Origin of the sequence: Shewanella fidelis ATCC BAA-318, assembly GCF_000518605.1 — a bacterium.
In the GTDB taxonomy this organism is placed as follows: Bacteria; Pseudomonadota; Gammaproteobacteria; order Enterobacterales; family Shewanellaceae; genus Shewanella; species Shewanella fidelis.
In genome coordinates, this window is the sequence record NZ_JADX01000004.1 from 210,577 (window position 1) to 227,490 (window position 16,914).

The 16,914-nt window shown below is 41.6% G+C and carries 12 protein-coding genes and 1 riboswitch; of the genes, 8 read left to right on the forward strand and 4 right to left on the reverse strand.

The window, feature by feature from the left end; genetic code table 11:
- The first annotated feature begins 158 nt into the window (after positions 1-158).
- The 5 genes from L884_RS0100870 (at position 159) to L884_RS0100890 (ending at position 6,309) form a co-directional block, all read left to right on the forward strand.
- Positions 159-752, forward strand: a complete 594-nt coding sequence (locus L884_RS0100870) for a 3'-5' exonuclease (RefSeq protein WP_051435479.1) — start codon at positions 159-161, stop codon at positions 750-752.
- 727 nt (positions 753-1,479) lie between these two features.
- Complete coding sequence (locus L884_RS0100875) at positions 1,480-2,484, forward strand: BMP family lipoprotein (RefSeq protein WP_037410129.1); 1,005 nt, start codon at positions 1,480-1,482, stop codon at positions 2,482-2,484.
- 139 nt (positions 2,485-2,623) lie between these two features.
- Complete coding sequence (locus L884_RS0100880; protein ID WP_028765712.1) at positions 2,624-4,210, forward strand: ABC transporter ATP-binding protein; 1,587 nt, start codon at positions 2,624-2,626, stop codon at positions 4,208-4,210.
- Positions 4,210-5,340: an ABC transporter permease gene (locus tag L884_RS0100885; RefSeq protein ID WP_028765713.1), complete on the forward strand. Its 1,131-nt coding sequence runs from the start codon at positions 4,210-4,212 to the stop codon at positions 5,338-5,340. The genes L884_RS0100880 and L884_RS0100885 overlap by 1 nt, the downstream gene beginning before the upstream one ends.
- A 3-nt stretch (positions 5,341-5,343) precedes the next feature.
- Positions 5,344-6,309: an ABC transporter permease gene (locus L884_RS0100890; protein ID WP_028765714.1), complete on the forward strand. Its 966-nt coding sequence runs from the start codon at positions 5,344-5,346 to the stop codon at positions 6,307-6,309.
- Positions 6,310-6,707: 398 nt separating this feature from the next.
- On the opposite strand, the gene L884_RS21520 is transcribed toward L884_RS0100890, so the two are convergent.
- Positions 6,708-8,921: an AAA family ATPase gene (locus L884_RS21520; protein WP_037410130.1), complete on the reverse strand. Its 2,214-nt coding sequence runs from the start codon at positions 8,919-8,921 to the stop codon at positions 6,708-6,710.
- Between the two features lie 441 nt (positions 8,922-9,362).
- Here L884_RS21520 and dmpI point away from each other — a divergent pair, with 441 nt between their 5' ends.
- Positions 9,363-9,569 carry a 4-oxalocrotonate tautomerase DmpI gene (gene dmpI, locus L884_RS0100900; protein ID WP_028765716.1) on the forward strand — a complete coding sequence of 69 codons (207 nt, stop codon included), beginning with the start codon at positions 9,363-9,365 and terminating at the stop codon, positions 9,567-9,569.
- A gap of 370 nt (positions 9,570-9,939) precedes the next feature.
- Here the strand turns inward: dmpI and L884_RS0100905 are convergent, their stop codons facing one another.
- Both L884_RS0100905 and L884_RS0100910 read right to left on the reverse strand, forming a co-directional pair.
- On the reverse strand, positions 9,940-10,356 hold the full coding sequence (locus L884_RS0100905) for a hypothetical protein (RefSeq protein WP_028765717.1): 417 nt from the start codon (positions 10,354-10,356) through the stop codon (positions 9,940-9,942).
- Positions 10,357-10,822: 466 nt separating this feature from the next.
- Positions 10,823-11,812 (reverse strand): class 1 fructose-bisphosphatase, encoded by a 990-nt coding sequence (locus L884_RS0100910; RefSeq protein ID WP_028765718.1) that lies wholly within the window; start codon positions 11,810-11,812, stop codon positions 10,823-10,825.
- Between the two features lie 284 nt (positions 11,813-12,096).
- Here L884_RS0100910 and L884_RS0100915 point away from each other — a divergent pair, with 284 nt between their 5' ends.
- Positions 12,097-14,343, forward strand: a complete 2,247-nt coding sequence (locus L884_RS0100915) for a S9 family peptidase (RefSeq protein ID WP_037410132.1) — start codon at positions 12,097-12,099, stop codon at positions 14,341-14,343.
- A gap of 540 nt (positions 14,344-14,883) precedes the next feature.
- On the opposite strand, the gene arcA is transcribed toward L884_RS0100915, so the two are convergent.
- Entirely contained in the window at positions 14,884-15,600 is a 717-nt protein-coding gene (arcA, locus tag L884_RS0100920) for a two-component system response regulator ArcA (protein ID WP_012153996.1), read from the reverse strand.
- 564 nt (positions 15,601-16,164) lie between these two features.
- Between arcA and L884_RS0100925 the strand changes: the two genes are divergently transcribed.
- Positions 16,165-16,593, forward strand: coding sequence for a DUF3293 domain-containing protein (locus tag L884_RS0100925; protein ID WP_028765720.1), 429 nt, complete (start codon positions 16,165-16,167; stop codon positions 16,591-16,593).
- Positions 16,594-16,695: 102 nt separating this feature from the next.
- Positions 16,696-16,874: riboswitch (Lysine riboswitch) on the forward strand.
- The last annotated feature ends 40 nt before the right edge of the window (positions 16,875-16,914 follow it).

The following is a 16,914-nucleotide window of genomic DNA, read 5'->3' on the forward strand; positions in this document are numbered from 1 at the left end:
TGGGATTTGAGTTTAGTTTCAGCCTCAAACTAAAAACAAAAGCCTTTATCTTTGGATAAAGGCTTTTTTGTATCTGTAGCTTTAGAGACGATTGAAGTCGTGCTGAACTGCGAGTATGTTTGCGCTATTAGTTAAGCAAAGAACACTGGTGTAATAGATTGGAGTTTGAATACACAAGAGATGGACTCAGCGAGGTGTTAAACCGGCATAAGTATCTAGTCGTTATTGATGTTGAGCACACTTGCACTGAAGATGGTTCTATTCCCGCTAGTGAAAGAGAGGTAATAGAAATTGGTGCCGTGTTGCTTAGCACTGACTCTTTATCGATAGTCAAGGAGTTCAGTAGATTGGTGCGTCCGGTAAGGCATCCACAGTTGAATTCATTTTGTGTCAACCTTACAGGGATCTCACAATCGTTATTAGCGAAGCAAGATGTTTTTAGTCACGTTTTTAAGCAATTTCAAGCTTGGTTACCTGCAGATAATGATTATGTTTTTTGTTCTTGGGGATCGTATGATTTGATTCAGATAAACATAGATTGTGATTTCCACCAACTTCAAGAGTATAAACCTACAACGGTCGTGAACTTAAAGAAAGCCTTTGCTAAAACTCAAAAGATTAAGCCTCAGGTAGGGCTTAAAAAAGCTTTAGAAATATCAGGTCATAGCATAGAGGGATCTCATCATCGAGGGTTAACTGATGCTCAAAATACCATAAAGTTATTATCATTAATTTTTGATGAAAATAACTGAGTAAAGTTGTGAGTTTAACGCTTTATCACACAGCGTTTGAGCTATAAGTTAAATTTCGTCTAACAACTAAAGTCATGGCGTAACCAAAGTGGGTAGTGCACCAAACAAAGCCTGATTACTAATCAAACTAGGGTGAGAGAGTCGCCCATAACCACGGCGAAAATCCTGATACAGCTCAAACAAACGAAAAAATCTTAAATTTTTTTAAGTTTTTAATCTGGGTTTAATCGTTGTTTTTCTAGTAAAAAAATTACCATTTGGCTAACTAAATACTTAAAAATAGTTGTTTTAACTTTACGTTTAGTAATTTTTATTCACTCGTTATATTGTTCAAAATACAAGACAGTGCGTTTATTGTTGTTTGTATCTTATTTGTTCTTACTTATATCCTTTTGTATTTAAGTGTCAATTTGCCTTATTTGCTTATTAAATCCGTTCTGTTTTGTGGACAATGTTTGCGTTGTGGGGCAGATTTTATCTAACGCTGATTTTATTGAATTTCCAACGTGATTTTGAGCATATAAAGGCGATTTTTTGTATGAAAAGTACAAATAGCAGCTTGGTCATTTGAGCCGATTTTAGCGCTTTAGAGGCACTAGTAATCGTGCTCGTTGCTGCTGTAAGCTCCGGATTCTTGATCTTAAATGATAGCGTTAAGCATGGGGCTTTTACTGCTTAAGGTTGTCGATAATACCAAAAATAATACTTATACCTTATAAGGACGAGAATGATGAAAATCCTGAGCGCAACTGCCGCTGCAGTCACTCTAGCAATGTGTTCGTTTGCTGCAACAGCTGCAGATTTCAAACCTGCTGTTGCTTTTGATACCACGGGTAAGTTCGATAAGTCTTTCAACCAAGCTGTTTACCAAAATGGTGTATTGAAGTTTAACGAAAGCGCAGGTGTTGAAGTGCGTGAGTTTGTACCTTCAAATGACGCACAGCGTGAACAGGGTCTTGAGCGTTTAGCTCGTCGCGGTTTCAGCCCTATCGTTGTTGTTGGCTTTATGTATGGTTCAGCGCTTGAGAAAGTGGCTAAGAAATACCCTGAAACTGAATTCGTGATCATCGACTCTGTTGTTGACCTACCAAACGTTAAGTCACTTGTATTTAAAGAGCATGAAGGTTCATTCCTTGTTGGTGCGCTAGCAGCAATGAAGTCTGAAACTAACAAGATTGGCTTTGTTGGTGGCATGGATATTCCACTGATCCGTAAGTTCGCCTGTGGTTACGAGCAAGGCGCTAAGTTTATTAGCCAAGATGCTGAAGTATTCCAAAACATGACTGGTTCAACGATTGCTGCATGGAATGACCCTGCACGTGGTGCTGAGCTATCTAAGAGCCAGTTCACCAAAGGTGCTGACGTAGTATTCGCAGCAGCGGGTGGTACAGGTGTTGGTGTTTACCAAGCTGCTAAGGACGAAGGTAAGTACGCGATTGGTGTTGACTCAAACCAAAACTACCTACACCCAGGCGTCATGCTAACGTCTATGGTTAAGCTAGTGGGCGTGGCAACTTTTGAAGTATTCAAAGATGCACAAAAAGGTGAGTTTACTGCTGGTATCGATAGCCGCGGTCTTAAAGAAAACGGTGTTAACTGGGCATTAGACGAGCATAACCGCGCATTGGTTACGCCTGAGATGGAAGCAAAACTTGCTGATATCACAAAGAAAATCGTTGCTGGTGAAATCGTTGTTCATGACTACATGAAAGACAACACTTGTAAATACTAATCGGTATTAACATAGATAAAGCTCTCTGGTTTATGACTGGGGAGCTTTGTTGTAAGTGGCAATTTTTAAGAGTTAATTTTCAAATCCATATTTGATCAATGTTTAGTCATCAATGCCTGCTTAGGCATTTGAGATAATTATGACCATGTCCATATACGCAAAAGAAAAATCCGCTGAGCGTCCCACCGCATTAGAGCTTCGTGGTATCGACAAAAAATTCGGCGCCGTTCACGCAAACAAAGATATCTGCTTAAAAATTCCTGCTGGCACCATTCACGGTATTATCGGTGAGAACGGTGCAGGTAAATCCACCTTAATGAACATCATTTATGGTTTCTACACCGCAGACAAAGGTGAGATCTTAATTGATGGTATCGAGCGTAAACTCGCTAACTCTAAAGAAGCCATCAGCTATGGCATTGGCATGGTGCATCAACATTTTATGTTGGTAGATAACTTTACCGTGCTTGAAAACGTGATTTTAGGAGCTGAAGAGGGCGGTATACTTAAGCCTAGCCTAAGAAAAGCACGTAAAGAGCTTGAACGCTTAGCCAAAGAGTACCAACTTGATGTACCACTTGATAGCTTAATTGAAGAGCTGTCAGTTGGATTGCAGCAGCGGGTTGAGATCTTAAAGGCCCTGTATCGCGGTGCAAAAATCCTCATTCTTGATGAACCAACTGGTGTGTTAACGCCGCAAGAAACTGAGCACTTATTCCATATCTTTGATGCTTTGCGTGCGCAAGGCGTAACGATTTTGCTGATCACTCATAAGCTTAAAGAGATCCTTTCAGCAACGGATAACGTGTCAGTTATGCGTCAAGGTGAAATGGTTGCTCACAGAGTGACAGCAAACACCAATAAAGAAGAGTTGGCAGAGCTGATGGTTGGCCGTAAGGTGCGCCTAAAAGCTGAAAAAAGTGATGCTAAACCAACTGAAGTATTACTATCTACTGACAAGCTGACTTACACCGACTCTATGGGCGTTGACCGTCTCAAAGAAGTGTCGATGGAGATCCGTGCCGGTGAGGTGGTAGGTATCGCAGGTGTCTCTGGTAATGGACAGTCAGAGCTACTTAGCGCACTTGCCGGCCTTATAACACCAACCCGCGGTAGTATCAAAGTAGGCAATAGCGTTATTGATGCCAATAACCCAACTTGTGCCGACGGTATGCGCAAGCTCAAAGTGGGTCATATTCCTGAAGATAGATTGGTGATGGGCTTGATTAAGTCTTTCACTGCGGAAGAGTCAGCCATTCTTGGTCATCATAATCAGGCGCAATATAACGGCGCACTGTTTAACAAGCCAAAATTCATCACCTCTGAGTGTAAGCGTCTGATGGATGAATGGGACGTAAGACCTCGTGATCCTAAACTGAAGAGCTCACTGTTCTCTGGTGGTAACCAGCAAAAGCTGATTATTGCTCGAGAAGTCGATCAAGACCCAGATATTTTACTGATTGGTCAGCCTACCCGTGGTGTGGATATTGGTGCGATTGAGTTTATTCATAAACGCATTATTGAGCTACGTGAGCAAGGCAAGGGGATCTTGCTGGTATCGGTAGAGCTTGATGAGGTGATGTCGCTTGCTGACCGTATCATAGTGATGTTTGACGGCCATATTGTGGGCGAAGTGGATGCCAATAAGGCTGATGAGAAAACCTTAGGAATGATGATGGCAAATATTCTGCCTGATGAGCTGGCTTCGAATAAAGGAGGTCAGTAATGAACGACTCTAAAATCCCATCTTGGGTAAATATCTTTGTTTTACCTTTGATTAATATCATGTTTGCTTTTGCGTTTGCTGCCGGTATTTTCTTGGCGGTTGATGTCAACCCAATTGAAGCGGCTGGGGTGATGGTACGCGGCGCCTTGGGTTACCAAGAGGGTATTGGTTACACGCTTTATTATGCAACCAACTTTATCTTTACTGGTTTAGCGGTGGCGATGGCATTCTCTGCTGGCCTGTTTAACATTGGTGGTGAAGGCCAAGCTTATATGGGCGGCTTAGGTGTCGGTCTTGCCTGTTTGGCACTTGATAGCACTTTACCATTTTGGGCGCTGCTGCCGATTACGATGTTAGCAAGTATGCTGTTTGGTGCGCTGTTCGCGTTGATCCCTGCATATTTACAAGCGTACCGTGGTAGTCACATCGTTATTACCACCATCATGTTTAACTTTATTGCTTCTGCGCTAATGGTTTACCTATTGGTAAACGTACTTAAGCTTGAAGGCCAAATGGCACCTGTATCGCGGGTATTTGAAGATAGCGCCGGCTTACCTATGTTCCATGAAATGGCGGCATGGTTTGGCTTCTCTTTCTCACAGTCACCAATGAACTTAAGCTTCTTTATCGCGCTTATCTGCTGCGTACTCGTGTGGGCATTACTGTGGCGTACTCGCTGGGGATATGCCATTCGTGCAATGGGCGCTAGCCCAAGTGCAGCTGAATACGGCGGCATTAACTATAAAAAACTGATCATCGTGGTGATGCTAATCTCTGGTGCGCTATCGGGCATGATGGGTTTGAACGAAGTACAAGGCTATAGCCAGCAGCTAAAACTCGACTTTGTGGCGGGTTACGGCTTTACCGGAATTGCGGTGTGTTTGATTGGCCGTAGTCATCCTATCGGTATCATCTTGGCCAGTATTTTGTTTGGCATGTTGTACCAAGGTGGTGCTGAGCTGTCATTCGATTATCCAAATATCGACCGTGAAATGATCCAAGTGGTTCAAGCATTGGTGGTGCTATTTAGCGGTGCCTTAGCATTGATGTTAGTTAAACCGACTGAGAAGCTATTTGTGTTTCTTGATCAAAAGAAAACCGCGCTAGCTGGCACTAAGGCGGAGGCATAAATTATGTTTGAGAATATTATTCTTATCTTAGATGCAACCCTACGTGTATCGGCACCATTGATTTTGGCTGCGCTGGCAGGCTTGTTCTCAGAGCGCTCAGGTATCGTTAACATCGCCCTTGAAGGTAAGATGTTGTCAGCTGCCTTTTCGGCGGCCGCAACCGCTACTGTAACCGGTTCTGTGTGGCTAGGTTTACTTGCGGGGATCGGTGTTTCAGTGATGCTATCACTGGTACACGGTTTTGCGACTATTACTCATCGGGGCGACCAAATCGTATCTGGTGTAGCAATCAACATGTTAGCAGTGGGTTTAACTGTCACGCTTGGGCGCTTCTGGTTCGGTTTAGGTGGTCAAACACCAGCGCTAACCGATGACTCTCGCTTTACTGCTATCACTCTACCATTTGCCGATGCATTAGCCGATGTGCCAGTTATTGGCATGCTTTATAGCCAGCTAATATCAGGCCATAACTTCTTAGTTTATCTGTCGTTGTTTGCTGTACCTGCGGTTTACTGGGTTGTTTATAAAACCCGTTTTGGCCTTAGACTGCGTGCAACAGGTGAAAACCCACATGCTGTAGATACTGCCGGTATCTCAGTTGCTTGGATCCGTTACCGCGCACTGATTATTGCTGGTGTGTTAGCGGGGATGGCGGGTGCTTACTTATCGACTGCCCACAGCGCAGGCTTTGTGCCGAACATGAGTGCGGGTAAAGGCTTTATCGCGTTAGCGGCATTGATTTTTGGTAAGTGGAAGCCTGTACCAGTATTGTTTGGTTGTTTGCTGTTTGGTTTCTTAGACGCGATTGCAATTCGTCTACAAGGTGTTGAGCTACCGTTGGTTGGCGAAATCCCAGTACAAGCGATTGAGGTATTACCTTATATCTTAACCGTGTTGCTACTAGCAGGCTTTATTGGCCGCGCGGTAGGGCCAAAGGCGATTGGACAACCTTACGTTAAGTCTCGTTAGGCTTCGCTAGCGATAGCGTGGCTTATCGTTTTTGATGTAAGAGCAATCAAACTTCGTTTGATAAAAGTGATTCAGTTAGACTTCGTCTAACAATTAAAGTCGTGAGCTTCCAGCTCACACTCGGGCAAGAGGGGGACTACAGCTTCCCCCTCTTGCATCTCCCGAGCCGCCCCTACGAAGTTGTAGATCCTCAGTTATTTTCGACAATCGCTATCGCCTCATATTCGCCGTCCATGGCTCACCTAAGGCTATCTCGGCATCCATGCCTCGCTCACGCGATTGACTTCAATAACCTCGGCAACTCCGATGGGGATTTGGTGTTTTCTGTGAGTGTGGTGCTTTAGTTCGTATTATTTATTCTGCGTACTAGAGCAATGCGCTGCATCACTATTAATAAGTCAAGCAAAATAGGCGTCATAATGTGGCTTGTCATTAGTTTCAATAGCAGTGCTAATGATGCTCCAAATATTAGCTAATTGTGGCTGTACGGCTTCAGGTAGTTGCGTGCCAAGCTCCATTGACTTTGCATGACACTTTTCATTCATGTACTCATACAGGGCGTTTGACTTCACTTCTGCGTCATCAATGCCTTTCAAAAAGTTAGGGGCGATATGATCTGTCCCTTGCTTTCTGAAATCCGTCAGGTTGAATCTGAACGAAAAATACACTTCCATTATCTTTCTGACATATGACTGAACAGCAATGGCATCACAGTTCTGTGGTTGGGAGACCGCTTCTTTGACTTTACTGATCAGATAAGCGTATTCAGACCTATGGTTCTTCAACAAATCAGGCAGTTGGTCAATTTGCGACTGATGGTCTTTACGGTTAATCAAGAAGTACTGCGAACGTTTCTGGTTGCCTTCTTTTGCACGATAGTAAGACATCCACATCTTAACTAGATTGAAGAATTCAAAGTTATGCGTAGATATGAAAAGCTGCTCTACCTTGTCATGATTCAGCTTACTTTTAATGATCCCAATAACGTTATAAATATGGTTTGAATCAAGGCTACAGATAGGGTCATCTAGATATACAATTGGCTTAACATCTTTCAGTGCTTCATCTTCAAGCTGCGTTATGAAGTACGCGAAGGCAATAGCCGTACGTTCACCATCTGATAAGTGCTTGGCTTCTCGCTCTTCACGCATGAACTTGTATGTACCATCAATTGGCTTAATTTCAATATCTGTCTTGCCGAAGTATTGTCTAAGGTTGTCATTAAGGCTTTGGGCGCCTTGTTTAGTGTTATTCAGTTCAGCTTTAATGACTTCGATACGTCCATTTTTAGCATTGATATCACTTTGCGATGTTTCAGCAGCATCTTGAAATGCTTTGATATCTATTGCTGCTTGTTGGTAGTCATAATCCTGTGTCTCTTGATAGACATAGTGACGCTTGATCGCTTCAATAGCCTGTCTTTGTTCGGTTGAATGATTAGAGGCTCTTTCGTTATGCGTTTCAATTGGCGCATTGAATTTTTCAAGTAACTCTGTTGCATCTGGTAATGGATAATTTGAAGGACTGAAGGAGACAGCCTCTGCCATGTGTTCTTTTTTATCCGTAAGCAAATTCATAAGTGATAGTTTTACAGCATCAACAGATTCAATCAGTGGCTCAACTTCATTTCTAATGTCATCGAACCCCGTCTGTAAATCAGGATACAACAGGCTAGTCTTAGGAATGCTGGAAGTTAATGATTTTGCCTTTACTGACGCAATAGCTGAATCTATTCGCTGACTTAAATCTTTATACGCTTTTGAGAAGTATCTATTTAGTTCTTCTAACCGTTCTGGATTGATTGGGCTTTGACAGAACTGACAAGTCGTGTGACCTTCGTGACGTTCAATACCGTCTTCAACCCAATCCCTTAATCTCTTGTCTGCATCTAATTCAGCAATGGTTGTCTGTGTAACTGACGTACGTAAGATGTCTTCGATTTCGGTGAAGACAGTAGTCATATCAGGTACAGTAATTATTGCTTTAGGCGCACTAGCAACGGCAGTGGCTTTTGCTGTATCTATGTATGCACCTAATTGCTCAGGTGACAATTTATGTTCAGCGGTTGCACCACTAAGCATTGATTTTACACTTGCTGCATTGAAGGTTGATCTGCCAAGAATGTTTAAGTCAGTGACATTGCGTCCAACGGCTGTAAGTCGTTTGTTCTTTTCTTTTTCTTTATCGTTCGCTGATTTTAAATTGTTTTCGCGTTCTTGTTCTTTGGCGGGAATAGCTGCTTCAAGTTCTTGAAGTTCAATTTCAAAGTCAATGTTTCGTTCACCGACAATCAAAACAGGGTTAACGCTTGATTCATCAAAGTTAACGTTCTTTGCTATGTAATCTGAATTGAATACACGCAGATTCTCAACCTTTTGGATCGCGTTGCTTTTGATTGAAGTACTTTCATGCTGATTAATTTCAAACGAACCAGTTTCAAACCCTTCAGGCATTTCACCTAACTGTATGGCGCGGAAGATACGTGATAATGTTGTCTTCCCTGAATAGTTAAAGCCATAGAATAGATTGAATTGATAGAAAGGCTGCCCAGCATTAGTTTTAGCGTCCTTGAAAATACCGAAATTTTGTATTGATTTTAAGTTCTTAAACATATGGACTCTCCCTGTAAATGGTCAGGGAATTGTACTATGTGTTATTAATTTATATTTATGATTGATATCAATTTGATTGCTTAATCGTTTTCGCTAATATGCCGAGGTAGCCATCGTAGAGCCACGGTCTTTCTCGTGCATCCATGCACTTCAAGACACTCAGGTCTCCTGCCTATCAGATGGCTATTCTGAGGCTATAGATATTTTCGAAAATGTCATTCGTAAAAAGAAGCACAACCCTACCCAACATAGGAATTGAGGGGCTTCTACTTAAATTTACTCTCTTCGTTCGTTGGAACCATTAACTGTTGGATAGCCGCTCGTGCCAGTATAGGCAACCGTTATTTCCGCTTAGAAAAGCGTCATGTTTAATCATGAATTTTTTAGTTCGTAAAATATGCAATAATGCTGGTGGGCACGATAATAACTAAGGACGGTTTTATGCCATTTATTGCTTTTGAATCTGGTCAATTAACCGATGACGTAAAAGAGCAACTGATTGAAAAGTTGACAGACGTTGCAGTTGAAATTACAGGGATACCTAAAGAGCTATTTTTAGTTTCTATTAGAGAACAGCCTGATAATAATATTGCTGTTGGCGGTAAAAGTGTGCGGCAGATTAAGGAAGAAATAGCACAACAATCCTAATGTCACTATTGCTCTATTATTTTTAGTGCAGCACGCATTGGACTGCTATGAATTATATTGGTGGATTGATTGGTGGTTTTTTCTAGTCAGTAGCTGGTGCTACAAATAGATCAAACTAGTTTGGTTTTTTAACTCAATATAATTAGAAATCATTAGATCCCATGTATGATGTTAACTTCATGTATGGGATTGATTTTTTTTAAAATATTGCAAGGTGTAAGAGTCAAAGCTGCAATATAAAGTGAACTCTTATATTCTTAAGTGCTTTTATACACTATGGGCCACACATAAAGCTTTCATCACTTGAGCCGTCTACATGCTCATATCTACCACAAACTTCAAAGGGAGCATTTTTGCAGTGAACAGCGTATCACTTGTTTTTGTCCATTCTGTCTAACTCGTTATGTAATTGCTTATCAAAGCTTTTTAACTCACTATTCAGAGATATTTCGAAACCTCTTCTTCTTATTTTTTTATCTTTTTCAATGTCAAAAAAAATGACGTGCTTATTGTTAATTCCTTTACTTGTTTTAAAGAAAGCCTTTTGTGAAAGCTTGTTTAAAATCGCTGCGGTTTTCTTAAATCTGTCTTTGTCATTCTCAATCTTTGACAAAGTATCAAAGGTTACTCTTAACTCATTGAATGTTTTTGGTGATATGGTTTTGTCATTAGTTGATTCTAATGATAATTGACCATTGCTATTTATTTCAAAGGTAAGGTTGCTTGATGCGTAACTATAGTGAGGAAATAAAATTGCTATAAATAGTAAAAGATATACTTTTTTCATAGAGACATCCTTGTTCTGCTAGCTTGTTATTCAAGAGCTAAGATTTAACACCCACTATAAAAAGTCAAGCCGAAAACCAAGTAAGGTAGCAAATTACTTTATTAATAATATTAATTAAACTTATTAAGTTTATTGATATACAAGCTATGCGTCTGTATAGGTTAAGTAAACTTTCAAATGCCTGAAGCTAATGTGCAAAACTTGGCTTGCAGACTCTATCGAAGTTGCTGAAATCTGTAGATAACTCTTTAGCGTAAATATTGCCCTAGAACCATCATGGATGATGCTAACGACTTTTACTAAGCGCAATTTGATCTCAATAAGCTCTCTGCACCAAAAACAGAGCGCAAAAAAAGCACAACCCTAACTTACATAGGATTGTGCTTTTTGTTATCGATCCCTGCTAGAACCTAGAACCTAGAACCTAGAACCTAGGACCTAGGACCTAGGACCTAGGACCTAGGACCTATAAAGAAGGTTCTTCACTGTAATCCTGAGCGTGATACTCAAGACACATATCCACTTCATTGGCAGAGCCTAAGATCACCGCTACACGTTGGTGAATTTCAGTTGGCTGAATATCCATAATAGTTTCATAACCGGTAGACGCTTTACCGCCTGCTTGCTCAACCAAGAACGCCATTGGGTTCGCTTCGTACATTAAACGTAGCTTGTATGGCTTTTCAGGGTTCTTGTTGTCTGTTGGGTAAGTGAAGATACCGCCGCGGCAAAGTACGCGGTGTACGTCGCCAACCATGGCGGCAATCCAACGCATGTTGAATGACTTTTCACGTGGGCCAATTTTACCTAGCAATAGATCGCTGATGTAAGTCTGCATTGGCGCTTCCCAGAAGCGTTGGTTAGACATATTGATGGCAAACTCGCCGGTGTCTTTGCTAATCGCCATTGCGCCATTGGTTAGCAAGAACTCGTTAGTCTCTGGGTTGAGGGTAAATAGCTGTACGCCTTGACCAGTGGTTAATGCCAACATGGTTGATGGGCCGTATAGTACATAACCCGCAGCGACTTGGTTGCGACCAGCTTGCAAGAAACTTTTTTCTGTTAGCTCGCCAGCAGGGGCTGGTAATACCGAGAAGATAGTACCCACAAGTGAGTTGATATCGATGTTTGAAGAGCCATCTAGTGGGTCAAAACACACTAAGAACTCGCCATTAGCATCGGCTTCAACTACATAGTCTTCCTCTTCAGATGCTATGCCGCGTACTGTACCGTCAGCCTTAAGGGCATCTTTGAGCATATCATTGGTGATGATATCGAGTTTCTTCTGGGTTTCGCCTTGAACGTTTTCTTGTTCTGTCGCACCTAGCACGCCCGCTAATGCGCCGTGACGCACTGCGTGGCTAATCTCTTTAGAGGTGTTAGCTAGCGTCAGAATAAGTTTTTCAAGAGTAGGAGAAATTGCTTGTGATGTCAGGTTTTCAGCCAGAGTTTGCATCTTGTTTCCTATACAATTTTACGTGAGTAAATTGAGTTTGAGGTCAGGACAAAAGTGTATTGTTTATTATTGTGGCGATGATACCTGAGAAAGCGAGTTTTTTCAGCCGTAAAGATAGGCTTTCTGCTTGATTACTCTTTAATACAAGTTAACCGCTTTTGAGCATAGTTTTTGTTTTGCTAATGATTCAGGCACAATGTAGGCGAATTTTCAGCCTAGCTTTCAGTGGAGAACCGAGTTAGCGATAGCTGAATACGATTTTGGGTTTAATCCAGGGAATAATAATGAAAAACAATTGGATGAATTTACTGTTAGCCTCTGTGCCTGTGGTATTTAGTGCTAGCGCCACTGTTCAAGCCTCATCACTTCCCGGTGGTACAGAGCCACTCACCATCGAGCGTATGTACGCTTCTCCTGCACTGGCTGGCAGCAGCCCTCGTGGTTTAAAGCTATCGCCTGATGGCTTGCGAGTCACTTATCTTGCCGGTCGCAAAGATAATCAACATCTATATGATTTATGGCAGATGGATGTGGCAACGGGTAAGCAAAGTGTATTGATTGATGCCGATAAGCTGCAAGCGGGTGAACTGTCGGATGAAGAAAAAGCGCGTCGCGAACGCCAGCGGATCTATGGTCAAGGGATCATGGAGTACTTCTGGTCTAAAGATGGCGAGGCGATCTTAATTCCAGCCGCGGGCAAATTGTATTACTACTCGGTGGCTGATAATAAGGTCAAGTTGCTTGCAACTGGTGAAGGCTTTGCAACCGATGCGCGTCTTTCGCCAAAAGGTCATTTTGTGTCGTTTGTGCGTGAGCAAAACTTGTATGTGTTGGATTTAAAAACGCAAAAAGTAACCGCACTGACAACCGATGGCGGTGGCGCGATTAAAAACGCTATGGCTGAGTTTGTTGCTCAGGAAGAGATGGGCAGAATGACAGGTTATTGGTGGGCGCCAGATGAGTCGGCAATTGCCTATACCCGTATCGATGAGTCGGGTGTTGAGCTGGTAACCCGCAATGAAATTTATGCCGATGGAATTAAGCTGACCGAGCAGCGTTATCCCTACGCTGGCGAGAACAACGTCAAAATTGAACTTGGTGTGGTTACCTTAAACGATAAAAAAGTCGCTTGGGTCGATTTAGGCAAAGATACCGATATCTACTTGCCGCGAGTAAAGTGGTTACCTGACAGTAAACATTTGTCTTATCAGTGGCAGAGTCGCGATCAGCAGGCGCTAGACTTACGTGTTGTGGCGATTGCTGATATTAAAAATGATAGAGATCTAGTAAAAGAGCGCAGTGAGGCCTGGGTTAACCTAAATGATGATCTGCACTTTTTAAAGCAGCAAAAGGCATTTATCTGGGCGTCTGAACGTGATGGTTTTAATCACCTGTATTTGATTGGCTTAGACGGCAAAATCATCCGTCAGCTTACTTCGGGTGATTGGGCGGTTGACGCGGTAGAGTATATCGATGAAAAAGCGGGCCAAGTGTACTTTACTGGCCGTAAAACCAAAGTGACTGAGAAGCAGCTGTACCGAGTTGCCTTAGCCGGAGGCCAAATAGAGTCTATTAGCCAGCGCAGCGGTATGCATTCACCGGTATTTGCTGACAGCAAACCTGTATATTTAGATTACTTTAGTAGTTTGTCGCAACCGCCGCAGGTGAGCTTGCATGATCAAAGTGGCAAGCGTCTCGCTTGGGTTGAGCAAAATGAAGTGAAAAAGGGCCATCCTTTATTCGACTACTTTGGTCTTTGGCAGTTGCCAGAATTTGGTGAACTAAAAGCTGAAGATGGCCAAATGCTGCAATACCGTATGTTCAAACCAACCAACTTTGATGCTAATAAAAAGTATCCGGTTGTGGTACGGGTTTATGGTGGGCCTCATGCGCAATTAGTGGTCAATAGCTGGAGTCATCAAGACTACTTTACTCAGCATCTATTACAGCAAGGTTATATTGTTTATCAGCTAGATAACCGTGGATCAGCACACCGTGGCACTAAGTTTGAGTATGTGATTTACAAGCAGCTTGGCGAAGTTGAAGTCAATGATCAAAAGGTGGGTGTGGACTACTTACGTACTTTGCCTTACGTCGATAGTGACAACATTGCTATCTATGGTCATAGCTATGGCGGCTATATGGCATTAATGAGCCTATTTAAAGCGCCTGACTACTTTAAAGCGGCCATATCTGGTGCGCCAGTATCTGACTGGGCTTTATACGACACTCACTATACTGAGCGTTATATGGGCGATCCTAAAACCAATGCTAAAGGCTATGAGGCCAGTAGTGTGTTGCCATACGTTGGCGGCTATAAGTCGGGATTGCTGATGTACCACGGTATGGCCGACGATAACGTGTTATTTGAAAACAGTACTCGTGTTTATAAAGCTTTGCAGGATGAAGGCAAGTTGTTCCAGATGATCGACTACCCGGGCTCTAAGCATTCGATGCGTGGCGAAAAGGTACGAGTACATCTGTATCGCTCATTGGCAGACTTCTTGGACCGTGAACTTAAAGGCAATTAATCACAGCGTGATTTTTCGGATTAATTGAGTTTGGCGTTTCACTTTAAAAGCACTTATTGATTAATTTATATTAATAGTAAGTGCTTTTTTTATGCGTTTATGTTTCTCAGTTTTGCATAGTTTTTATTAACTATATTAATAGGATAGTAGGTGATACTTCAGCTGAAATTGATTCGATTCTACTTCAAGCTCATAAGGTTATATATTTTCTAATCCCTGAATTAATCTAAATCTAATTTCCAACCACAGTTTTATAAGTATGCCGTGCGGTAAGTTTGTTTGACTGAAATTGAATATAAATATCACTGCTTAATTAGGGAGAAGCTAAGTTTGCTATTACTTCAGTAATTGCGTAATTGGGTCAATATAGGCTAATGGTAATGATGAGCTTTAAATTGGTGGTTAGTTTACCGCACGGATTACGGTAAATATGGATTGCTGATATTTTAGTGGTTTTATTTAAGAGATAAAAAAAACCAGTCATATGACTGGCTTTTTAATATGAGTATATCGATATTTTACCGATATAAAGGCTGGAATTTAGTCTTCCAAACTACCGCAGAAACGGTAACCTTCGCCGTGGATAGTTGCGATGATTTCTGGCGTATCAGGTAAGCTTTCGAAGTGCTTACGGATGCGACGGATAGTCACGTCAACAGTACGGTCGTGTGGTTTAAGCTCACGGCCAGTCATCTTCATTAGTAGATCTGCACGGCTTAGGATCTTGCCTGGGTTCTCTACAAAGTGAAGCATAGCGCGGAATTCACTACGCGGTAGCTTGTAAGACTCACCTTGTGGGCTAACTAGAGAACGGCTGTTGATTTCAAGGCTCCAACCGTTGAAACGGTAGAACTCAACTGCGCTTTTCTCTTCTGAATCTGTACCTGTGCTATTAACGCGAGTTAATAGGTTACGAGCACGGATAGTTAATTCACGTGGGTTGAATGGCTTAGTGATATAATCATCTGCACCAATTTCAAGACCAAGGATCTTATCAACTTCGTTATCACGGCCTGTTAGGAAGATTAGACCGATGTTATTAATTTCACGAAGTTCACGAGCTAATAAAAGACCGTTCTTACCTGGCAAGTTAATATCCATAACCACCAAGTTAACTTTGTTGTCTTGCATAGCCTTATGCATTTCAGCGCCGTCATTGGCTTCAGTTACCACATATCCTTCCGCTTCAAAAATACTTCTAAGTGTGTTTCTTGTTACTGCTTCATCTTCAACAATAAGAATGTGCGGGTTTTGCATATTAATTACCTAATGTCTGTCTATTTCTAACCATGAGTATAATAAAGTTTATACTCCATCTAGTTATGCTGATAATTCACTGATACACGTAGGTGCTTTCAAATCTGGTTCGAAACAGCAACACACTGCATGCGCTAGCAAAGTATGGGTATCTCACATATGGAAAAATGCGAACTGCTTACACTTCGATTAACAATAGTAGAAAAAAGTTCCTTAGCTACCGTTTTTTATGAAGTTTAAATGTTAAATCAAACATAGTTCACATTTGATACAGCTGTGTGGATTACGCTTCTGTCTGTTTCTAGTATATGTAACAAAATGTGTTCGTTACATGTATCAGAGTGAGCTAATCAACATCCGCTATTGTACTCGTTTTAGGCATTTGTTAACAAATGAAATGTTAACAAAATTCTACGATGATATGATTTAGATCACTATTTGGTTTGTATCTAATTGATTATAAAGGAAGTAACAGATTCTTAATCTGTGATTCATATCACGAGTCTGGGCAGTGCTAACGAGTTTGCTATAATAATTGCACCTTAATTGGAGAATTTGTTAGCAATGAATAACTCAGTCGACAGCCTCTGGCATTACTACCAACAAACTGAATTCCTGTTTACACAAATGCTTTCTACGCAACTATCATTTGCGATCATCACTGCATATAACCCTAAGGGACAAGTGCTGTCAGCTTGTCAAAATGGCTTGTTGGACCGCAAGCTGCAGAATGAAATAAACAGTTTAGGTTTGCCTTATCGGGCAATGATCGGTGCCTCACAAGATAGAACTCATATGGAAAAAAGCTGGGCGGTGGCGATTGATAAAGCCGCAGCGATCCGTTTGGGTCGTTTGTTTAATCAAAACGCTATCTATTACGTTGAGGCTGATAATTTGCAATTGGTGCCGTGCTTGATGGCCAAAGAAGAAACTTTATTGGGCGCATTTTCGCCACGGGTGAATCGAGTGTTAGATCTGCCTGATATTGAGTAAAACTAAAACAGCTTAGATTTACGTTGACTTAATTGATTAAATTTTGATATTTTTCAGTTTCTTATTTTTGTATGCAAAATAAGCATTGTTTGTATCGAAAATGAGTGCAGAAGAGGAGCGCTAACTAGGTAGTAAGTTTAAGGGACCAAACCCGTTGAGAACTTATGAGGGAGATTAGCGCCGAGATATTCAAGTAATTTGGTTATGTTTGAATGTTGGTCGTACAGGCTGAATCCTGGCGATTGTCACCGGTATTTTTATGGTGGAGAGCTTCTGGTGACTGTCGCTGTTTCCCATCTTTTGGGGTGCAATATAAAGCAC